Source organism: Stenotrophomonas sp. STEN087 (assembly GCF_056759115.1).
The window spans coordinates 1-18,520 of record NZ_JBRRCR010000086.1 but is presented as its reverse complement, the minus strand read 5'-3'; the positions used below and the strand labels follow the sequence as shown (position 1 = coordinate 18,520).

General features: G+C 69.3%; 14 protein-coding genes and 1 tRNA gene. 7 read left to right on the top strand and 8 right to left on the bottom strand.

The annotated features are described in order from the left end of the window. Positions 1–135: 135 nt before the first annotated feature. Genes tilS through ACVOK1_RS17360 form a run of 3 tightly spaced genes read left to right on the top strand, consistent with a single transcriptional unit; the run spans position 136 to position 2,587 of the window. Positions 136–1,422, top strand: coding sequence for a tRNA lysidine(34) synthetase TilS (gene tilS, locus ACVOK1_RS17370; RefSeq protein WP_481562785.1), 1,287 nt, complete (start codon positions 136–138; stop codon positions 1,420–1,422). Between the two features lie 36 nt (positions 1,423–1,458). Continuing rightward, positions 1,459–1,719: an exodeoxyribonuclease VII small subunit gene (locus tag ACVOK1_RS17365; protein ID WP_164073583.1), complete on the top strand. Its 261-nt coding sequence runs from the start codon at positions 1,459–1,461 to the stop codon at positions 1,717–1,719. Then, positions 1,709–2,587 carry a polyprenyl synthetase family protein gene (locus ACVOK1_RS17360; protein ID WP_108769521.1) on the top strand — a complete coding sequence of 293 codons (879 nt, stop codon included), beginning with the start codon at positions 1,709–1,711 and terminating at the stop codon, positions 2,585–2,587. The genes ACVOK1_RS17365 and ACVOK1_RS17360 overlap by 11 nt, the downstream gene beginning before the upstream one ends. Before the next feature lie 92 nt (positions 2,588–2,679). Here the strand turns inward: ACVOK1_RS17360 and ACVOK1_RS17355 are convergent, their stop codons facing one another. Next, on the bottom strand, positions 2,680–3,042 hold the full coding sequence (locus ACVOK1_RS17355; RefSeq protein ID WP_108769522.1) for a DUF4870 domain-containing protein: 363 nt from the start codon (positions 3,040–3,042) through the stop codon (positions 2,680–2,682). An 87-nt stretch (positions 3,043–3,129) separates the two neighbouring features. Then, positions 3,130–4,497 (bottom strand): metalloprotease PmbA, encoded by a 1,368-nt coding sequence (gene pmbA, locus ACVOK1_RS17350; protein ID WP_481562784.1) that lies wholly within the window; start codon positions 4,495–4,497, stop codon positions 3,130–3,132. 68 nt (positions 4,498–4,565) lie between these two features. Between pmbA and yjgA the strand changes: the two genes are divergently transcribed. Then, positions 4,566–5,153 carry a ribosome biogenesis factor YjgA gene (yjgA, locus tag ACVOK1_RS17345; protein WP_108769524.1) on the top strand — a complete coding sequence of 196 codons (588 nt, stop codon included), beginning with the start codon at positions 4,566–4,568 and terminating at the stop codon, positions 5,151–5,153. Between the two features lie 41 nt (positions 5,154–5,194). On the opposite strand, the gene tldD is transcribed toward yjgA, so the two are convergent. The 4 genes from tldD to ACVOK1_RS17325 form a co-directional block, all read right to left on the bottom strand. Beyond that, positions 5,195–6,640: a metalloprotease TldD gene (gene tldD / locus ACVOK1_RS17340; protein ID WP_116864709.1), complete on the bottom strand. Its 1,446-nt coding sequence runs from the start codon at positions 6,638–6,640 to the stop codon at positions 5,195–5,197. Positions 6,641–6,704: 64 nt separating this feature from the next. After that, complete coding sequence (locus ACVOK1_RS17335; protein WP_481562783.1) at positions 6,705–10,589, bottom strand: YhdP family protein; 3,885 nt, start codon at positions 10,587–10,589, stop codon at positions 6,705–6,707. A 30-nt stretch (positions 10,590–10,619) separates the two neighbouring features. Beyond that, positions 10,620–12,107, bottom strand: a complete 1,488-nt coding sequence (gene rng, locus ACVOK1_RS17330) for a ribonuclease G (RefSeq protein ID WP_481562782.1) — start codon at positions 12,105–12,107, stop codon at positions 10,620–10,622. Beyond that, positions 12,100–12,708 (bottom strand): Maf family nucleotide pyrophosphatase, encoded by a 609-nt coding sequence (locus ACVOK1_RS17325; RefSeq protein ID WP_481562781.1) that lies wholly within the window; start codon positions 12,706–12,708, stop codon positions 12,100–12,102. Before ACVOK1_RS17325 ends, rng begins: the two co-directional genes overlap by 8 nt. A gap of 130 nt (positions 12,709–12,838) precedes the next feature. On the opposite strand from ACVOK1_RS17325, the gene ACVOK1_RS17320 reads away from it, so the two are divergent. The 3 genes from ACVOK1_RS17320 (at position 12,839) to ACVOK1_RS17310 (ending at position 17,565) form a co-directional block, all read left to right on the top strand. Continuing rightward, the gene (locus ACVOK1_RS17320; protein ID WP_164073578.1) at positions 12,839–13,576 is read left to right on the top strand and encodes an SIMPL domain-containing protein; all 738 of its coding nucleotides are present in this window, start codon (positions 12,839–12,841) and stop codon (positions 13,574–13,576) included. A gap of 320 nt (positions 13,577–13,896) precedes the next feature. Beyond that, positions 13,897–14,556 (top strand): energy transducer TonB, encoded by a 660-nt coding sequence (locus ACVOK1_RS17315; protein WP_481562780.1) that lies wholly within the window; start codon positions 13,897–13,899, stop codon positions 14,554–14,556. Positions 14,557–14,775: 219 nt separating this feature from the next. Continuing rightward, complete coding sequence (locus tag ACVOK1_RS17310; protein ID WP_481562779.1) at positions 14,776–17,565, top strand: TonB-dependent receptor; 2,790 nt, start codon at positions 14,776–14,778, stop codon at positions 17,563–17,565. Between the two features lie 227 nt (positions 17,566–17,792). Here the strand turns inward: ACVOK1_RS17310 and ACVOK1_RS17305 are convergent. Continuing rightward, a tRNA-Asn gene (locus ACVOK1_RS17305) sits at positions 17,793–17,869 on the bottom strand. A 22-nt stretch (positions 17,870–17,891) separates the two neighbouring features. Next, complete coding sequence (gene rlmH, locus ACVOK1_RS17300; RefSeq protein WP_079222687.1) at positions 17,892–18,362, bottom strand: 23S rRNA (pseudouridine(1915)-N(3))-methyltransferase RlmH; 471 nt, start codon at positions 18,360–18,362, stop codon at positions 17,892–17,894. Positions 18,363–18,520: the final 158 nt, after the last annotated feature.

Below are 18,520 nucleotides of genomic sequence, written 5' to 3'. Positions count from 1 at the left end.
CGGCGCCGCACCCCTTCTCGCCCCCCCCCCCCGCCATCCCACGGATAGCCCGCTGTTGCTGTTGCTGTTGCTTCGGCTTCGGCTTCGGCGGGTGCAGGGCGCAGCCCTGCCAGACCCCCCCTTATACTTCCCGCCGTGAGTACCTTTCCCACTCTGGTAGCGCTGGAAACCCCGCTGCTCGTCGCCTACAGCGGCGGCCTGGATTCGACCGTGCTGCTGCACTGGCTGCAACGCTGCGCCTACGCCAGCGGCACACCGCTGCGCGCCGTGCACGTGCACCACGGACTGCAGGCCAGCGCCGATGCCTGGGTAGCGCACTGCCAGCAGCAATGCGATGCGTTGGGCATCGAACTCGCCGTGCATCGCGTGCAGGTCGACACCGCTGCCGGCCTCGGCCTGGAAGCAGCGGCACGCCAGTCGCGACGCGCGGCCTTCGCCGCTGAACTGCGGGACGGCGAAACCCTGGCACTGGCCCAGCACCTCGACGACCAGGCCGAAACCTTCCTGCTGCGTGCCCTGCGCAGCTCCGGCATCGATGGCCTGGCGGCGATGGCCGTCGACAGCACCCTGCACGACCATCGCCTGTGGCGGCCGCTGCTGCACACCGCACGCGACGCGCTGCGCGACTACGCGCAGACGCATGCCCTGCGCTGGATCGAAGACCCCAGCAACGCACGCGACGATGCCGACCGCAACTTCCTGCGCCTGCACGTGATGCCGCTGCTGCGCCAGCGCTGGCCGCACGCGGCCGCGGCACTGGCCGGCAGCGCCGACCACTGCGCGCAGACCCGCGCGTTGCTGGACGAGGAAGATGCCGAACTGATCGCCCATCTCGAAGTGGCGCCCCGCGTGCTGTCGCTGGAACTGCTGCGCCAGGTGTCGCCCGCGCGCGGTGCACGCGTGCTGCGTGCCTGGGTGCGCGCGCATGGCGCCGCACCGCTGCCGGCCACGGTGCTGCGGCAACTGCAGCAGGAACTGCTGGAAGCATCCAGCGATCGCCAGGCGCAGGTGCGCTGGCAGGATCACGCCATCCAGCAATGGCGTGGCCACGCCTACCTGCTGCCGGCACACCTGCCCGCCCTGCCCGCGGACTGGCAGGCCGCGTGGGATGGCCGTGCGCCGCTGCCGCTGCCCGATGGCGGACAGCTGCGCCTGCTCGGCGGCGCAGCCTTCGACCGGCCCCTGCAGGTGCGTGCGCGGCAGGGTGGCGAACGCATCGCGCTGCCCGGGCGCACCCATTCACACGCGTTGAAGGACTGCCTGCAGCGCGAGCACCTGGCGCCATGGCGGCGTGCGCAGCTGCCGCTGCTGTTCGACGGCGGGCAGCTGCTGGCGGCCGCGGACGTGGTCGTTTCCGCGTCGCTGCAGGCCTGGCTGCAGGACCACGATGCGCAGTTGCAGTGGCGACCGGGCGGCTGGTGAATTGACCCCCGCGCGGCAGCCGTCCACACTTGTCGCATGGCCAAGAAGTCCCCCGAAAACGCCTCCCCCGTTGCGCAGTTCGAGCACTCGCTCGAATCGCTGGAACAACTGGTGGAGCAGATGGAAACCGGCGAGCTGAGCCTGGAAGCTTCGCTCAGTGCTTACGAACGTGGCGTCGGTCTGTACCGCCAGTGCCAGCAGGCGCTGGAGCAGGCCGAACTGCGCGTGCGCCTGCTCAGCGATCCCGCCCAGCCCGAAACCGCAGAACCCTTCGACCCGCCCAGCCATGACGGCTGAAGCGCAGTTCGCCCGCTGGCGCGACCGTATCGAAAGCCAGCTCGACGCCGCCCTGCCCTCGCCAGCCGATGCGCCGCAACGCCTGCACCAGGCAATGCGCTATTCGGTGCTGGGCGGTGGCAAGCGCATGCGCCCGCTGCTGGTGTATGCCAGCGGCCAGCTGTTCGGCGCGCCGCTGGACCAGCTCGATGCCGCCGCCATGGCGGTGGAGATGATCCACGCCTATTCGCTGGTGCATGACGACCTGCCGGCGATGGACGACGACGCCCTGCGCCGCGGCAAGCCCACCACCCATATCGCCTACGACGAGGCCACTGCGATCCTCGCCGGCGATGCCCTGCAGACCCGTGCGTTCGGCCTGCTGGCCGATGCGCCGCTGCCGGCCGCCCTGCGCGTGGCCTGCCTGCAGACCCTGGCCCACGCCTCCGGTGCGTCCGGCATGTGCGGTGGCCAGGCGCTGGATATCGATGCCACCGGCCAGCAGCAGTCGCTGGCCGCGCTCACCCGCATGCACGCGCTGAAGACCGGTGCGCTGATCCGCGCCGCGGTGCGCATGGGTGCGCTGTGCGGCCACGCCCCCGAGGCACGGCTGGCCCAGCTGGATGACTTCGCCGATGCGCTCGGCCTGGCCTTCCAGGTGCGCGATGACATCCTCGATGTCGAAGCCAGTTCCGAGCAGCTGGGCAAGACCGCCGGCAAGGACCAGGCGCAGGACAAGAGCACCTTCCCGGCTCTGCTGGGCATGGACGGTGCCAAGGCGCACCTGCGTGAACTGGCAGCGCGCATGCAGTCGGTGCTGGCCGGCCATGGCGAAGAGGCCGACGCACTGCGTGCGCTGGCGACGCTGGCGGTGGAACGCGATCACTGACCGTACCCGCCGGGCATGGCCCGGCGCTACCGGCGATGCAAACAAAAACGCCCGGCAATGCCGGGCGTTTTCATGTTCACAGGCGGCCGATCTTACTTGATCAGGCGCAGGGTGAACGGGTAACGGTAGGTTTCGCCGTTGTTGGACTTCACTGCCGCGATGATGCACAGGACCAGGTTGGCCACGTACACGATCGGCATCAGGATGGCGCCGATGATGACGAAGCTGAGGATCACGCAGACCAGCACCGCGATGGCGACGGTGATCTGGAAGTTCAGCGCTTCCTTGGACTGGTCGGTGACGAAGCCCTTGCCGGCGTCATCCTTGTTGATGAGCCAGATGATCAGGGCACCGATGAAACCGGTGAAGATGCCCAGCAGGTGCGCTGCCAGCGCCATGGTGCGCTGGTCGCTCGGCACGCTCGAGGCGGCCGGCACGTTTTCGAAATCGCTCACGACAAAACTCCTTGTTTTTGGGTGGTCTTGACCGCCCGGCAGCAGGCCGGTCGCGTCAGGCGCGCATAGCTTACGCCATCAATGGCATCAATCATTACCGGCGATGGTCATCCGCCCGACCAGGATCGAGCCGGTGCGGATGTGCGAGCGCGGGTCGACGTCGCTGCCGACCGCTTCGATGGCGGCAAACATCTCCCGCAGGTTGCCGGCGATGGTGATGCCGTCGACCGGGTACTGGATCTCGCCGTTCTCGACCTTGAAGCCGCCGGCGCCCCGCGAATAATCGCCGGTCACCCCGTTCACGCCCTGCCCCATCAGCTCGGTCACCAGCAGGCCCTGGCCCATCTGCCGGGCGATGTCCTGCAGCGAACCGGCGTTGGCCGCCAGCTGCAGGTTGTGCACGCCGCCGGCATTGGCGGTGGTCTGCAGGCCCAGCTTGCGCGCCGAATAGCTGCCCAGCACGTAGCGCTGCAGCACGCCGTCACGGACCAGGGCCGAGGCCCGGGTAGCCACGCCGTCGCCATCGAAGGCCGCCGAGCGCAGGCCGCGGCGCAGGTGCGGCAGCTCCTCGATCTGCATCCAGTCCGGGAACAGCTGCTGTCCCACGCTGTCCAGCAGGAAGCTGGCCTGGCGGTACAGGGCACCGCCGGACACCGCCGACAGCAGATGGCCGACCAGGCTGCGCGCCACTTCCGGGGCGAACAGCACCGGCATGCTGCCGGTCGGCAACGGACGCGGCTGCAGGCGGGAGACGGTGCGCTCGGCGGCGCGGCGGCCCACGTGGTCGGCCGCCTCCAGGTCCTCGCGGGCCAGGCCGCCGGTGTACCAGCCGTCGCGCTGCATGCCATCGCCGCTGCCGGCGATCAGGGCGCAGCCGACCGAATGGTGGGTGCCGCGCTCACGGCCGATGAAGCCGTGCGAATTGGCGTACACCGAGACGCTCTGCATGCTCGACACCGAGGCGCCGTCGGAATTGCTGATCCTCGGGTCGGCCTCGCGGCCGGCCGCTTCGCAGGCCAGGGCCAGGTCCACCGCCTCGTCGGCCTGCAGTGCCCAGGGGTGCCAGCTGTCCAGGTCGGGGAAATCGCGGGCCATCAGCGTCGCGTCGGCCAGGCCGGCAGCCGGGTCGTCCTCGGTGTGGCGGGCGATCGCGCAGGCCTGCTCGACGGTGGCCGCCAGGCTCGCCTCGTTCAGGTCGGCGGTGCTGGCGCTGCCCTTGCGCTGGCCGAAATAGACGGTCACGGCGATGCCGCGGTCGCGGGTGGACTGCACGGTCTCGACCTCGCCGAGACGGACGTTCACTTCCATCCCGCGGTCTTCGCTGCAGCTGACTTCGGCCTGGCTGGCGCCCAGCGCGCGGGCGCGCTCCAGCAGCTGCTGGGAAAGGTCGGCCAGGCGTTCCAGACGGGCCGGGCTGTCGTCGCCGACGGCCACTTCAGGGGCGATCACGTTCAATGCTTTATCCTGTGCGGGTTGGGCCCGGCATCACGCCGGGCGACTTTTTTTGAAATCAGGTATGGACGATGCGCGGACGCGACGAAGAAACCGGTGAATTCCACGACAAGAGCCGCAGCCAGAACCGGCGCGACGCGCTCGATGTCCTGGCCTTGGGCGAGAAGCTGGTGTCGCTGACCCCGGCCCAGCTGGCGCGCCTGCCGGTGCCGGAAGACCTGCTGCCGCATATCGCCGAGTGCAAGCGGATCACCGCCCACATCGCCCACAAGCGCCAGCTGGCGTTCCTGGCCAAGCACATGCGCCGCGAGGAAGACGCCACGCTGGACGCGATCCGCGATGCGTTGGACGCCAACAGCGAAACCGGCCGCCGCGAAGTGGCGATGATGCACCGCGCCGAGGACTGGCGCGAGCGCCTGCTGGCCGACGGCGACAAGGCGCTGGGTGCCCTTCTCGACGAGTACCCGCAGGCCGACCGCCAGCAGCTGCGTACGCTGGTGCGCAACGCCCAGGCCGAAAAGGCCAAGAACAAGCCGCCGCGCGCCTACCGCGAGATCTTCCAGGTGCTGCGCACGCTGATGCTGCCGGCGGCGCTGGGCCTGAAGGCCGCGGCCGATGAGGCCGACGACGTCGAGACCGACGAAGCCGACGAGGACTGAGTTCCCGCCGGCCCGGGCGCTGGCGCTGGCCATCGCCCGGCTCAGGCCTGGGTACCGCCGACGGTGATGCCTTCGATCAGCAGCGAGGGCTGGCCCACGCCCACCGGCACGCTCTGGCCATCCTTGCCGCAGATGCCGACGCCCTCGTCCAGGGCCAGGTCGTTGCCGACCATGCGCACCTTCTGCATGGTTTCCGGGCCGTTGCCAATCAGGGTCGCACCCTTCACCGGCGCGGTGATCCGGCCATCCTCGATCAGGTAGGCCTCGGTGGCCGAGAACACGTACTTGCCGCTGGTGATGTCGACCTGGCCGCCGCCGAAGTTGACCGCATACAGGCCCTTCTTCACCGAGCGGATCATTTCCTGCGGATCGTGCTCGCCGGCGCGCATGTAGGTGTTGGTCATGCGCGGCATGGTCAGGTGCGCGAACGACTCGCGACGGCCGTTGCCGGTCGGCGCCACGCCCATCAGGCGCGCATTGAGGCTGTCCTGCATGTAGCCGACCAGGATGCCGTCCTCGATCAGCGTGGTGCACTGGCTCGGGTGGCCCTCGTCATCGATGTTGAGCGAGCCGCGGCGCCCGTCCAGGGTGCCGTCATCGACGATGGTCACGCCCGGGGCGGCCACGCGTTCGCCCATGCGGCCGGCGTAGACGCTGGTGCCCTTGCGGTTGAAGTCGCCTTCCAGGCCGTGGCCCACGGCTTCATGCAGCAGCACGCCGGGCCAGCCCGGGCCGAGCACCACCGGCATCACGCCGGCCGGGGCCGGTACGGCTTCGAGGTTCACCAGCGCCTGGCGCAGGGCCTCGCGGGCGAAGGCCTCGGGGCGGCCATCGGCGAACAGTTCGGCATAGCCATAGCGGCCACCGCCGCCGGCATAGCCCGATTCACGGCGGCCGTTCTGCTCGACGATCACCTGCACATTCAGCCGCACCAGCGGGCGCACGTCGGCACCCAGCACGCCGTCGGTGCGGGCCACCAGCACGGTGTCGACGCCACCGGACAGGCTCACCATCACCTGCTTCACCCGCGGGTCGGCGGCACGCAGATAGCCGTCCAGGCGCTTGAGCACCTCGACCTTGGCCTCGTTGCCCAGGCTGTCGATCGGGTCCAGGGTCGGGTACAGCGCGCGCGCGTTGCCGCGCAGCAGCGAACGTCCGGCCTGGGCGCCGCCTTCGCGCGAGATGGCGCGGGCCGACTGCGCGGCGGTCAGCAGCGCGTCGGCATGGATGTCATCGGAATAGGCGAAGCCGGTCTTCTCGCCGGCGATGGCGCGCACGCCCACGCCCTGCTCGATGGAATGGGCGCCGTCCTTGACGATGCCATCCTCCACGCTCCAGCTTTCGCGCCGGGCATGCTGGAAGTACAGGTCGCCGAAGTCCACGCCGGGGCCGAGCAGCTGGCCGAAGGTGCGCTCCAGGCCGGCGGTATCCAGGCCGCCGGGGCGCAGCAGGCGGTCCTGGGCAAGCGTCAGTGCGTTATCAGTCATGGTCTCGATCTGGGGGTCTGGAGGCGGCCAGGCAAGGCCGCCGGATGAACAGGGGCCGCGACGCTCAACGCGGGCGCGGCGGGTCGGTGACGGTCGGCGGCACGGACGGGGCCGGTGCAGGCGCGCGCGGCGGGGCCGGGGTCCGGTCGCGACTGCGCTCGATCACCTCCACCTTCGGCTCCTTCCAGGGGCCAGTCACCCGGTAGGTCCGGGCGCCGATCTCGCCAAGTGGCTTGGACAATACCGCATTGGTGGCCGCACCCAGCGCCGCGCCCACCGGCCCGCCGGCCACCGCGCCGACCACGGTCAGCAGGTTGCCCGCGCGCGGGTTGACGTCGATGGTCTGGTCGAACTGCTGCTGGCGCAGGTCGGTCTGGCCACGGATGGTGATGTTGGCGGCCGGGCCTTCGATCAGCACGTTGTCGGTGCGCGCCATGCCGTCGGCGAACTGCATGCCGCCTTCGATGTGGTTGAAGGCGAAGCCCTTGGAGAAGAAATCGCGGAAATCGAACATCAGGCGACGCGGCAGCTGGGCCACGCTGAGCAGGCCGAGCACGCGGCCCGCACCGGGGTCCAGTTCCAGCAGCTGGCCGTTGCGCGCATCGATGTCGAGCGTGCCCTGCAGGTTGCCCAGCTGGAAATCCGACGGCCCACCGGCCCAGGCCGCCTGCAGCTGCGCCTGGCCGGAGCCGCCACGCAGCTGGCCGGCGTAGTCGAGGTTCTGCATCAGCCCGCCCAGGTCTTCGCTGCGCACCTTCGCGGTCAGTTCGGTGCGCGCGCCGGCGCCCTTGCCCAGCCAGCGGCCGGTGATGTCGATCTCCTGCTCCGGCGCACGGAAACGCAGTTCGTCCACGCTCAGGCCGTTGCCCAGCGGTCGCGTGCGCAGCACCGCCTGGCCCAGCATCACCTTGCCGAATTTCAGGTCGGCGATGTCCAGCGCGAACGGCGGCAGCTTGGCCGGATCCATGTCATCGGCACCGGTCTGCGGCCGTGTGGCGGCCACCGCGGTGTCAGCCCCCGGCGCGGCCGGCGGTGACTGCCAGTGCACGCGGTCGAGCTGGCCGCTGATGGTGCCGCCGTCGGCATTGGGCACGCTCAGGTGGCCGGCCAGCGAAGGGCCGTCCAGACGCACGTCCAGCGCCTGCGCGCCCGGCCGCAGCTGCAGCCGTGTCTGTTCGAAGATGCCGCCGATCAGCATCAGCCTGCCGACCTGCACGTCCACCGCGCGCAGCGGCATCGGGTCGCCATCGCCACCGGCGCCACGGGCCAGGCCGATCCATTCCAGCGCATCCAGGGTCGGGCTGCGGCCGTTGATGGCCAGCCCGCTGGGCGGCGGGTCGCGGTCCACGCGGTCGCTGCCCATCGTCACCTGCACGCCGGTCTGGCTGTTGTGGGTGCGCGCGGCCAGGGCCAGGCGCTGGCCGAACGCCACGTCGATGCGGCCGTCGCCCATCGGCAGCTGTGCCGACACGGTGGTCGCCAGCGCATCGGCGACCGGCTTGTCCAGCGGCGCCGGCAGGTCCAGGCGGGTCCCCACCAGGTCCGAATGCAGGCGCAGCTCGCTGGGCGGGGCCGGCGCACCGGGCGCCACCTTGGGCAGGTTGACGGCGACGGTCCAGGCCGAGGTGCCCTCCAGATAGGGCTTCAGCCAGGCCATTTCCGGCGCACGGTCGATCAGCACCTTGGCATCCAGGTGTGCGGCCAGTTCCGATTCAAAGGCCAGCGCCGGATTGCGCACATAGCCACCGGCACGCAGGCTCAGGCGACCGTCCTGGCCGAGGTGGCGCACGGCCAGCTCCTCGGCGGCGAAGCCACCGCTGCCGTAGCGGGCCTGGCCCTGCATGGCGTCGAATTCCAGATCGAAGCGCTTGTCCACCAGCTTCACACCGGCCAGGTCCACCGTGCCCTGCAGGTGCCCGCCGCCTTCATCGTGGTGCAGCGGCTGCAGCAGGTCGAAGTGCACGTTGGCCGGGCCGCTGGCGACCAGGTTGTCGAGGGTGTCGCCGTAGTCCTTGTGCAGGCCACTCTGCCGCAGCATCGCCAACAGGCGCCCCGCCTCGCTCTGGCTGTCGGCACGCACGTACAGCGGCGCATGGCCGAAATCTTCGATGCCGGCCTCGAACTTCTGCACCGCCACGCCAGCCAGGTCACCGCGGCCCTGCATGTGGAAGCCCGGCCCGATGAAGGCGATATCGGCGTCGACCTGGCCCATCAGCGGCCAGTCGTGCTGGAAGCGGATATCGCCGTTGCTGATGTGGCCGGTGGCCTCGAAGCGGCCATCATTGTTGTCGAACGGCCAATCGTCCAGGTCGCCGCTGACCAGGCCGATGCCACCGCGCACCTGGCCACCCACCAAGGCCGCATCCAGCCAGTCGGTGGCGCCCTTGCTCATCTTCGAATGGATCCAGAACCGCTTGGCGGCGGTCATGGGCACGTCGTCCAGCTTGGCCGCCAGCTGCAGCCACGGGCGCGTGCCGTCGCCCTGGAACCAGACGCCGCCACGTACGTCGGCCGCATAGTTGGTGCCTTCCACGCGCATCGCCGGGGTGCCGATGCGCCAGCCACCGGCTTCGTCGCGCCAGCCGACGATCTGCCCGGCCAGGTGCAGGTCGTGGCGCTCGCCGAAACCGGTCGGCCAGTCGAACTGCAGCTCCTGCTGCGGCTTCAGCTGCAGGCTGAAGCCATCGGCATCGCCTTCGAAACGGCCGCCCAGGCCACGCACGCCGGGGGCATCGCCGACGCTGGCAAAGCCCAGCGCCTGCAGTTCGCCCTGCGCCCACAACGGGCCGTCGCGCTCGCCCTGCAGCTGCAGCGACTGCACGTCCAGCTGCGGCTTGGACAGGTACAGCCAGCGGCGCAGGCCCGGCTCCAGGCGGTCGCTCAGGGCCAGCGCGCGCAGCGCGGTACCCGCCTGCACCTGCCCGCTGCTGATCCGCAGCTGCCTGCCCACCTGTACCTGCAGGCCATCGAGCTGTTGTTCGTCCGGCCCGCTCTGCAGGCGCAGGCGCGGCACCTGCAGCGCCCAGCCATCGCCCTGGCGCTGCCAGCGCAGGCGCGCCTGCACGCGCTGCAGCTGCAGGCCCGGCGTGGTCATGCCCTGTAGCGGCGCGCCCTGCAGCGGCGCGCCGTCGACGCGCACCTCGCGCAGGTCCGAATCGGTGGTCAGGGCCACCGGCGCGAAGTCGCGCAGGACCAGCCACAGGTTGAGTTCGCCCTTGCCTTCGCGCAGGCGCAGGCCGCCGGCCGCCAGCAACGGCGACCACGCTTTGAAATCGACGGGATCCGCGCCCAGCCAGGCCTGGCCGTTGCCGTGGCGGCGGTCCAGGTCCAGCACCGCGGTCAGCGGCAGCGCGTCGGTCTGTGCCCAGGCGCGCACGCCCACCCGCAGGCGGTCGCCATCCACGCGCAGGCGCAGGTCGATGCGCGGCAGCGTGGCATCCACGCCCAGGCCGGGCGCATGCACGCCGAGGCGGCCACCGATCACCTGCAGTTCGCCCAGCCGGCGCAGCGCATCCAGCGGATCACCGCCGCTGCTGGACTGCGGCAGGCCACGTACCGACCAGCGGCCATCACTGCCCTGCTGCAGGTCCAGGGCCAGGCCGCGCAGGCGCAGCTCGGTCAGCGAACGGCCCGGCAGCAGGCCGCTGTACATCGACACCAGCACCTCGGCCTCGCCGATCGCCAGGCCCTGCCCCGCGCCGATGCGCAGGCCCTTGAGCTGCAGCAGCGGGCCGCGCCGGGTCCAGGCGGTGTCCAGTTGTTCAAAACGCACCGGTTGCCCGGCGCGCTCACTCAGCCACGCGGCGATCGCCTCGGGGTGGCGCTCGGCCAGCGGTAGCAGCTGGCTGAGCGTACCCACCAGCAGCGCAAGCACGACCAGGCCGACCGCGCAGGCAGCAACGAAATGACGGCGGATCCTTCGCAGTCGCAGGCGCGGCGGCGCGCTCATCGGCCCCGACCGGCGCCCGGTCCGCGCGGCTCAGAGCAGAACGACATCGAACTGCTCCTGCAGGTACTGCTCATCGGCCTGGAAGCGGATGCTCTTGCCGAGGAATTCCTCCAGCTCGGCCACCGCCGCCGATTCCTCCTCGGTGATGCGCGCCACGACCTTGGTCGACGCGATCACCAGCAGCCGCGCCGCTTCGAACTGGCGCACGGCGCGGGTGATCTCGCGGAAGATCTCGTAGGTCACCGTTTCGGTGGTCTTGATCGAGCCACGCCCGCTGCACTGCGGGCAGGTTTCGGACAGCTGCCGCTCCAGGCTTTCCACCGTGCGCTTGCGGGTCATCTCGACCAGGCCCAGCGGCGAGAAGTCGTACACCGTGGTCTTGGCGTGGTCGCGGGCCAGGGCTTTCTCAAGCGTGCGCAGCACCTGGCGGCGGTGCTCGGGATCATCCATGTCGATGAAATCGATGATGATGATGCCGCCCAGGTTGCGCAGCCGCAGCTGCCTGGCCACCGCCTGCGCGGCCTCCAGGTTGGTGCGGAACACGGTTTCCTCCAGGTTGCGCTGGCCGACGAACGAACCGGTGTTCACGTCGATGGTGGTCATCGCCTCGGTCTGGTCGATGACCAGGTAGCCACCGGACTTCAGCGGCACCTGCTTGTCCAGCGCGCGACCGATCTCGTCCTCGACGCCGAACATGTCGAAGATCGGCCGGTCACCCGAATACAGCTCCAGCTTCTCGGCCAGCACCGGCATGTACTTGGCCACGAAGGCCTGCAGCTGGGCGAAGGTCTCCTTCGAATCGACCTTCACCTTGTCCACGTCCTTGCGGATCAGGTCGCGCACCGAACGCAGCGGCAGGCTCAGGTCTTCATAGATGTTGCTGCACGAGGGCGCCTCGCGGCCGCGGCGCTCGACCACGTTCCAGACGCGCGACAGGTAGGCCACGTCCTCGGCGATGGCTTCGGCCGGCTGGCCTTCGGCATTGGTGCGCACGATGTAGCCGTAGCCGCCGTGCTGGGCCGACAGTTCGGTCACCAGCGCCTTCAGCCGTGCACGCTCGCCTTCATCCTCGATGCGCGCCGACACGCCCACCACCTTGGACTGCGGCAGCAGCACCATGTAGCGCGAGGGAATGCTGATCTGCGTGGTCAGGCGCGCGCCCTTGGTGCCGATCGGGTCCTTCACCACCTGCACCACGATGTCCTGGCCGTCGCGCAGCAGCTCGACGATGGGCACGCTGGACGGCGGCGGCAGGGTGGTGTTCTCGGTATCGGCGCTGGCCACCGGGGCCGGCCGGATCACGTCGTTGGCATGCAGGAACGCCGCGCGCTCCAGGCCGACCTCGACGAAGGCCGCCTGCATGCCGGGCATCACCCGCTGCACCTTGCCCTTGTAGATGTTGCCGACCACGCCGCGGCGCCAGCCGCGTTCGATGTGCAGCTCCTGCAGCATGCCGTTCTCGATCACCGCGACCCGGGTCTCGCGCGGGGTCACATTGACCAGGATTTCCTCAGACATCGGCAGCCTCCCTGGCGGCATCGGCAATGGGGGCCGGCACGCCGCGGCGCGCCAGCAGACGATCGGTATGAAGCAGCGGCAACCCCATCACGCCGGAGTAGCTGCCGGAAAGGTGTTCGATCCAGCGCTCGGCCCCGCCCTGGATGGCGTAGGCGCCGGCCTTGTCCAGCGGCTCGCCGGTGGCCACGTAGGCGGCGATGTCCGCCGCGCTGATCGGGGCGAAGGTGACCTCGGAGACGACCAGCTCGCTCTCCAGCCCGCCAGCGCCCACCACCACCACGGCGGTCATCACCTGGTGGGTGCGCCCGGCCAGCCGCGCCAGCATCGCCCGCGCGTCGGCCGCATCGGCCGGCTTGCCGAACACCTCGCCGTCCAGCACGACCTCGGTGTCCGAGCCCAGCACCCGCGCCTGCGGGTCCGTGGCCAGCACCGCGGCGAGGCCGGCGCGCGCCTTGTCGGCCGCGACGCGGCATACATAGGCTTCGGCACTTTCGGCAGCCGCACGCACCTCGGGCACCTCCAGGTCGAGGGCCTGGAAGGGGCGTCCGAGTCGGGCCAGCAGCTGGTTGCGTCGGGGGGAGCGGGAAGCAAGATAGAGCATCGGCACAGCATAACCTGAGGGCACTGCCTGAATCGTCGGCAACCCCGCCCGATGCGCGTCCAACCCCGAACGGACTCACAGCGCGTTCATCGCTACGACACCACCCTCACCGCCACAACAAGGAGATCCCATGCGCCGCACCGCCACCCCGCTGCTGCTTGCCCTGTCCCTCGCTCTTGGAGCCTCGATGACCGCCCACGCCGCCCCGTCGTCGCCGTCGATCGCCGCCCCGGCCGAAGGCACCCTGCTGAACATCTCGGCGAATGCCGAAGCCACCCGCGTGCCGGACGTGGCCACCCTGTCGGCCGGTGTCGTCACCCAGGCCGCAGACGGCAACAGCGCCATGCGCGAGAACGCCCAGCAGATGGACAAGGTGCTGGCCGCGATCAAGGCTGCCGGCATCGCCGAGCGCGACGTGCAGACCAGCGGCGTCAGCCTCAACCCGCAGTACCGCTACGCCGACAACGAGGCGCCGAAGATCACCGGCTACCAGGCCAGCAACACGGTCAGCCTGAAGGTGCGCGACATCGCCAAGCTGGGCAAGGTGCTCGACGCCCTGGCCGCGCAGGGCGCCAACCAGATCAACGGCCCGCAGTTCGAGATCGACCAGCCCGAGCCGGTCTATGACGAAGCCCGCCTGGCCGCGCTGAAGAAGGCCCAGGCCCGCGCCCAGACCTATGCGAAGTCGCTGGGCCTGCAGGTGCGCCGCATCGTCAGCATCTCCGAGAACAGCAATGGCGGCTTCCGCCCGATGCCGATGATGCGGGCCATGGCCGCCGGCGCGGCAATGGACAAGGCCACCCCGGTGGCGCCGGGTGAATCGACCGTGTCGGTGAACCTGGACGTGGTGTTCGAACTGGGCCGGTAACCGGTAGCACGGGGCCATGCCCCGCGAGCGCAGCGGAAGAACACACGCGGCGCCCTTCGGGGCGCCGTTTTCATTGGCGGGCCGTCGATCACCTGCCGCCCAGGTGGCGCGGGGCCGTTCTCCGCGAGCGCAGCGGCGCGGCCTCTTCCGCCGGGCATGGCCCGGCGCTACCGGTTCATGAAGCCCAGCCCAACGGCGTCGCCCCTGCCTCTAGGCAGTGGCCGGGGGGCGGCGCTAATGATTGACTGCCAGCCGCGTGCGGCAACCCCGATGGCGGCCCTGGTGCGTTGAGGACTTCGTCACTGGCATGGAGGTGGACCATGGTTCGTACGTATCCCGTTGTACCGCTGCAGTTTGATCCCGCCCGCGTCGCCGCCTGGAGCGCGGCCATCGCCCTGCACCTGCTGGCCTTCCTGTTGCTGCTGATCCCGGCAACCTACCAGGCCATCACCGCCTTGCCCCGCGACACCACCGAGGTCAGGCTGATTCCCAAGGAACAGCCGAAGCCGCCGGAGCCGCCGCCCATCGAGCCGCAACCGGTACAGGCCGAGGTCAAGCCCAGGCCGCAGGCCGCGCCGACCGTGGTCCCGCCGCTGCCGGCCCCGACCGCGACGCTGGAGGAGGCCCAGGGCATCATCCTGCCCGCGGCCGAACCGGCCCCCGTGCAGGCGGCACCAAGCCTGGCGCCGTCCACGCCGATGGCCGGGGTGCAGCTGCAGTACCGCAGCGCCCCGCCGCCGGCCTATCCGGTCCCGGCGCTGCGCAACCACGAACAGGGCACCGTCCTGCTGCGGGTCGAGGTGGATACCAGCGGCAAGCCGGTGAACGTCAGCATCGAGCGCAGCAGCGGCTCGCGCAGCCTGGACCAGGCCGCACGCCAGCAGGTGCTGCGCCAGTGGCGGTTCGTGCCGGCCGAGCGTGATGGCGTGGCCGTGCCGGCCATCGGCATGGTGCCGGTGCAGTTCTCCCTGCCCGACTGAAGCCCGTGGGCGGCCCGGCACCATGCCGGGCCGCCCTTTTCCCCATTTGTCCCGCGTCAAGAGCCGTTCGCGCCAAAACATTTCGCTCTGGTCGAAAGATCGTTACGAATTCAGTAAAACTTCACAGCTTCGTCACCTGCCAGAAACCTAGATTGACGCGTCCCGGTACGCACCGGATGACGCCCTCAATGCTCGAGTTTTCCAGTCAGGAGAGAAGCTGTGAAACACCCGATCCAACGGCCCGCCAGCCGCCGCCAAAACCACCTGGCAAATTCCATCACCCATATCCTCGCTGGCGGCACTCTGCTGCTGGCCGGCGCCGCGGTCTCCTCCTCTGCCTTCGCACAGGAACAGGCCACCAACCTTGACCGCATCACGGTCACCGGTTCCAACATCCCGCGCACCAACACCGAGACCCCGTCTCCGGTGCAGGTGGTGACCCGCCAGGAAATCGACCGCACCGGCAAGACCACGGTCGCCGAGTACCTGCAGACGCTCACCGCCGATGGCGCCGGCTCCATTCCCAAGACCTTCGGCAACGGTTTCGCCGGTGGCGGCGCGGGCATTTCGCTGCGCGGCCTCGGTGCCGGCTCGACGCTGGTGCTGTTGAACGGCCGCCGCATGGCGACCTACGGCCTGGCCGATGACGGCCAGAAGGTGTTCACCGATCTCAGCACCATCCCGCTCGACGCCGTCGAGCGCGTGGAAGTGCTGAAGGACGGCGCGTCGGCCATCTACGGTTCCGATGCGATCGCCGGCGTGGTCAACATCATCCTGCGCAGCGACTTCCAGGGCGCGATCCTGCGCGGTTCGTACGGCGTGTCCAGCGATGGCGACGGCGATGCCAAGAAGGCCACCCTGACCGCCGGTACCGGCGACCTCGCCAGCGACGGCTGGAACGCGTTCTTCAGCCTGGACGTCGGCAAGACCGACCGCATCCAGATCAGCGACCGCAAGAACCGCAAGTGGATCGGCACCGGCGATATCCGTCGCTGGGGCTACGACGCCGCTGACGCGCAGTTCCTCGGTGGCGCCTATCTGTCCGGCGGCACTGCCGGCGGCACCGGCCCGAACGGCTCGGTGTTCAACAATGCCGGCCAGCTGGTTGCGCTGCCGGGTTGCGCGGGCGTGACCACGATTCCGGGCCAGACCGATGCCACCGCCCAGGCACAGGGCTGCCTGTGGGATCCGGCACAGCTGTACCGTGACCTGACCCCGGAAGAGAAGTACGTCAACGTGTTCGGCCGTGCCAGCTTCGCCTTCGGTGAAGGCGGCGAGGTCTACACCGAGATCGGCTACTCGAAGAAGGAAACCATCTTCAGCAATACGCCGTCCGGCGTGTCCGGCGGCTGGGGTTACCCGGGCGGCCCGGTCAACGCCAACAGCGGCGCCGGTGCGACCATGCTCTACGCCGGCCACCCGGACAATCCGCTGCCCTACGCTGCGCGCCTGCGCTACAGCGCCTGGGACGTGGGCCCGCGCGTGACCAACAACACCAACGAGTTCAACCGCTTCCTGGTGGGCGTCAAGGGCAACTGGGGTGAGTGGAGCTACGACACCGCCTACCTGCACTCGGGCACCGACCTGGTCAACAAGCGCACCGGCTTCCTGAACTATGACGCCGTGCGCTGCGTGCTGGGCAACCCGGCCTGTCCGTACGGCACCTGGCGCATCGGTGACAACGCGTCGCTGACCCCGCAGTCGGTCTACGACGCGATCAGCCCGACCATCAGTGCCCGCGCCAAGTCCAGCCTGGACATGTTCGACTTCACCATCTCGCGCAGCCTGATGGACCTGAAGGGCGGCCCGCTGGGCCTGGCCTTCGGTACCGAGTGGCGCAAGACCAGCAACAGCCTGACCCCGCAGACCTTCACCGACGTCGGCCAGATCATCGGCCTGGGCTACTCGGCCTATGACGGCACCCAGAACGTGTACGCCGGCTACGCCGAACTGTCCGCACCGGTGCTGGAATCGTTGGAACTGTCGGGCGCCGTGCGTTACGACAAGTACGAGAGCGGTGAAGGCAAGGCCACGCCGAAGCTGGGCGTGAAGTGGACCCCGGCCGACTGGATCGCCCTGCGCGCCAGCTACGCCGAAGGCTTCCGCGCGCCGAACCCGGCCGAGAACGGTGACGGTGGCCTGGCCGCCTTCTCCAACGCCCGCGATCCGGTGCGCTGCGCCATCGATCCGGCCAACGAGTGCACCGCGCGCTCGGTGGCGATCATCACCCGCCCGAACAAGGACCTGAAGCCGGAAGAGTCCAAGAGCTACTCGGTGGGTATCGTGCTGCAGCCGACCTCCACCACCTCGCTGACCGTTGACGCCTGGGAAATCAAGCGTACCAACGAAATCGCCCAGGGCAGCACCGCCGATGCGATCGCCGCCGGCAACGTCCTGCGCGATTCCAACAACATCGGTGGCGTGGCCAACAGCGGCACGATCCTGGCGGTCAACACCGCGTACGTGAACGCCAACTCCTCGCGTGTCCGCGGTATCGACACCGACGTGCGCCAGACCTTCGACTTCGGCGCCGGCCAGCTGGAAATGGACCTGCAGTGGAGCCACATCCTGAAGTTCGAACGTACCGAGGGTGACACCACCGTCGATTACGTCGGCACCCACGGCAACTGCGACGTGACCAACTGCATCGGTACGCCGCAGGACAAGATCAACTTCGGCACCACCTGGAAGCAGGGCCCGTGGAGCGTCAGCGGTGTGGTGAACTACATCGACAGCATGGAGAACAAGGACCGCCGCGGTGGCGACTACCTGGCCTTCTATGAAGACGGTTCGCCGGTGGAGAAGATCTCCTCCTTCACCACCTTCGACCTGTCCGGCCGCTGGAACATCACCGAAGCCTTCGAACTGAACGCCTCGGTGCAGAACGTGTTCGACCGCATCGCTCCGCTCGACCCCAGCACCTACGGTGCGGTCAACTACAACCCGCTGCACTTCAGCGGTGCGATTGGCCGTTACTTCACCGTCGGCGCCAAGTACACCTTCAAGTAATCGAAGGCGCGTCACCTGCAAAGGCCCGGGCATCTGCCCGGGCCTTTGTTTTTGCCGGAACGGCAGCGCCGAGCCCATGCCCGGCTGCTTCACCTTGTAGAGTCGAGCCATGCTCGACTGACGCTGCGAAGCAGAGCAGCCGAACGTGGGTTCGGCTCTACAGGAATTTCAGGGCCTGACAATAGACGCAAAAAAAACCCGCATCTCGCGATGCGGGTTTTCAAAGGTGGCGCCCGAAGTTGGACTCGAACCAACGACCCCCTGATTAACAGTCAAGTGCTCTAACCGGCTGAGCTATTCGGGCAGACGACTAGTATAACCACTCTTCACGCGCGATGGTAGGGGTGATTCGCAATCATTGCGGCGGCCCGATACAGCTGCTCGGCGACCACCAGCCGCACCAGCATGTGCGGCAGGGTCAGCGGTCCGATCGACCACTTCTCATCGGCCAGCGCGGACACTTCCGGCGAGTGCCCTTCCGGGCCACCGATCAGGAACGCCAGGTCCCTGCCCTGCCCGCGCCAATGCTCCAGGCGCTGCGCGAGCTGTTCGGAACTGAGCTGGCGGCCCGGCACGTCCAGCGCCACCACGTAGGCATTCTTCGGCAGCGCAGCGATCACCCGCTTGCCTTCGTCCTCGGTGGCGCGACGCGCATCGCGGCCCTTGCCACGCAGGCCCGGCTCGATTTCCACCAGTTCGAACGGCAGCCAGTGCGACAGCCGCTTCTGGTATTCGGCGAAACCCTGCGCGACCCAGCTGGGTGCGCGTTCACCGGTGGCGATCAGGCGGGCTTTCATTTACGCAGTCTCCAAAACGTCGACGGCGCCCACGGCGCCGGCGTAGGGGTACAGCAACCCCCTGGCCCGGGCCCCTTCGGCGGCGGCGCGGGGCGGCCGCGGGGGGGCGACGGTGCACACGCCCGCGAGGGGGGCGAAAAAACCACCCCGCGGCCGCC

Coding starts and splice junctions, on each gene's coding strand:
- ACVOK1_RS17365 (WP_164073583.1), top strand. CDS start 1,459: ATGGCCAAGAAGTCCCCCGAAAACGCCTCCCCCGTTGCGCAGTTCGAG.
- ACVOK1_RS17360 (WP_108769521.1), top strand. CDS start 1,709: ATGACGGCTGAAGCGCAGTTCGCCCGCTGGCGCGACCGTATCGAAAGC.
- yjgA (WP_108769524.1), top strand. CDS start 4,566: ATGCGCGGACGCGACGAAGAAACCGGTGAATTCCACGACAAGAGCCGC.
- tldD (WP_116864709.1), bottom strand. CDS start 6,640: ATGACTGATAACGCACTGACGCTTGCCCAGGACCGCCTGCTGCGCCCC.
- ACVOK1_RS17335 (WP_481562783.1), bottom strand. CDS start 10,589: ATGAGCGCGCCGCCGCGCCTGCGACTGCGAAGGATCCGCCGTCATTTC.
- rng (WP_481562782.1), bottom strand. CDS start 12,107: ATGTCTGAGGAAATCCTGGTCAATGTGACCCCGCGCGAGACCCGGGTC.
- ACVOK1_RS17325 (WP_481562781.1), bottom strand. CDS start 12,708: ATGCTCTATCTTGCTTCCCGCTCCCCCCGACGCAACCAGCTGCTGGCC.
- ACVOK1_RS17320 (WP_164073578.1), top strand. CDS start 12,839: ATGCGCCGCACCGCCACCCCGCTGCTGCTTGCCCTGTCCCTCGCTCTT.
- ACVOK1_RS17315 (WP_481562780.1), top strand. CDS start 13,897: ATGGTTCGTACGTATCCCGTTGTACCGCTGCAGTTTGATCCCGCCCGC.
- rlmH (WP_079222687.1), bottom strand. CDS start 18,362: ATGAAAGCCCGCCTGATCGCCACCGGTGAACGCGCACCCAGCTGGGTC.